Here is a 2,177-nt window from a genome sequence, read left to right on the forward strand (position 1 = left end):
GCGACAGTGAGCCAGGACGGTGATATTATCGTGCCCCCGGCCCTGCCCTACATAGACGCCAACAACAACACCTCCAACTACGGCAACACCTTCACGGCGGCTCCCGGCAGCGGATGCGGCTCCACGGAGAACTACCTCAACGGGAACGACGTGGTTTATATGTACACCCCGACCATGGACGACGTGATAGACATCGAGCTCAAGGATCTCAACGGCTTCTATGCCGGGATGTTCGTTTACGAGAGCTGCGGCGACATAGGGACCAACTGCGTGGCCGGGACCGTGGCCGGACCGAGCGACGACGACCTCATCATAGAGGAGTTCGACGTGGTGGCCGGGCAGACCTACTACATCGTGGTCTCCTCCTGGCTAAACCCCAGTATCGGCTATACCCTGGAGATCAACGGATTCTCCTGTTCCACCTTCCCGGCGCCCGTGGGCGACGCAAACCAGGACTTCGCGGCACCGGCCACCCTGGCCGACCTTGACGTGGAGGGCACGATGGGCGGCAGCACGCTGACCTGGTACAGCGACGCAGCTGGCACAAACGTGATACCGGACACCACCCCCCTTGTGGACCAGACGACATACTACGTGAGCCAGACCTTCGGCACCTGCGAGAGCCCGCTGCTGGCCATCACCGTGAGCGAGATAGACTGCAGCGACCTGCTGATCACCGCCACCACAGGCGGCACCGTGGCCTGCAAGGGCACCGTGACCCTCACGGCGACCTCAAGCGGGACCGGGAGCGAGATTTACTGGTACGAGAACCAGACAGGGGGCAACCCCGTGGCCATAGGACCGACCTTCACCACACCGGAGCTCACGGCAACGACGCAGTACTGGGCAAGCGAGGTATTCATCGAGGGCACAGGAACAGCAGGTAGCGTTGGCGCTATAGATAACAATATTGGAGCTGGGGGAGGCTCTAGTATAGCTATAGGTACTCAAAGAATGTTTTTTGATGTAACCATTCAAACCGAATTACTATCTGTTGACATTTACCCAACAGATCCAATTGGATCTAGTGGGAGTGTTACGATTAGAGATAATACCCAAACTGTTCTATATGACATACCATACACAACAACTGTAACGGGAGGGTCTACACCACAAACAATTTCTTTAAACGCAAGTCTCAGTCCTGGAACAAATTATGAGATTGGTCAAGGTACTTCTATTGCTCTTTATAGAAACACAGCAGGAGCAGTATTTCCATACACATCTTCAGCAATTACAATAACTGGAACAAGTTTTAATGCTGGATATTACTACTGGTATTACAATTGGCAATTTGGAGGTGGTGCAGTTCTTTGCGAGTCTCCGCGCGTCCCTGCCACAGCGACTGTGAGCCAGAGCGGCGACAAGACCGTGGGCGCGCTGGACTACAGCGACACGGACAACACCGCGAACTACGGCAACAACTTCTCCGGCGCACCGGGCTGCGGTGCCGGGGCCAGCTTCCTTGACGGGAACGACGTGGTCTACAGGTACGCGCCAACCGCGGACGACATCGTCAACATCGAGCTCACCGGCGTGACAAATGCCAACTCGGGCGTGTTCGTCTACGAGAGCTGCGGAGACGTGGGCGGGAACTGCCTGGGAGGCGCCACGAGCGCGGACGGTTACCTGATACCCGACTTCTACGCCACGGCCGGCGAGGAGTACTTCATCGTGATAGCGTCCCAGTCCGGCAGCACGGGCTACACCCTGAACATATACGGCTACGACTGCGCCACAGACCTGGGCGCGCCGATCGGCGACGCAAACCAGTTCTTCGTGGGCAGCAAGACCCTTGCAGACCTCGACGTGGAGGAGTACGTCCACAGCACCGGGCTCAACTGGTACTCCGACGCGGCCGGCACCGTGTCCATACCCGAGACCACGCCGCTGGTTAACGGAACCACATACTACGTGAGCCAGACGGTACTGGGATGCGAGAGCCCGCTGCTGGCAATAACCGCCAACGAGTTCGCCTGCACGGACCTCGAGATACTCTCCACCACGGGAGACGTGGTATGCCAATCGGGCAGCATGACCCTTACAGCACAGCCCGGGGGCATAGGGAACGAGGTATACTGGTACGACGCACAGACCGGAGGGAACCTGGTGGCCGTAGGGCCCACCCTCGAGACCCCGGTGCTCACCGCCACAACATCCTATTGGGCAGAGGAAGT

Annotated in this window: 1 protein-coding gene; it reads left to right on the forward strand. The window is 58.2% G+C overall.

Going from position 1 to position 2,177, the window contains the following annotated elements; genetic code table 11:
• Window positions 1-2,177, forward strand: a 2,177-nt coding sequence (locus tag KIV10_RS13810; protein ID WP_407650212.1) for an immunoglobulin domain-containing protein, incomplete at both ends; no start/stop codon positions are given.

Source organism: Aequorivita echinoideorum, assembly GCF_018476645.1.
In the GTDB taxonomy this organism is placed as follows: domain Bacteria; phylum Bacteroidota; class Bacteroidia; order Flavobacteriales; family Flavobacteriaceae; genus Aequorivita; species Aequorivita echinoideorum.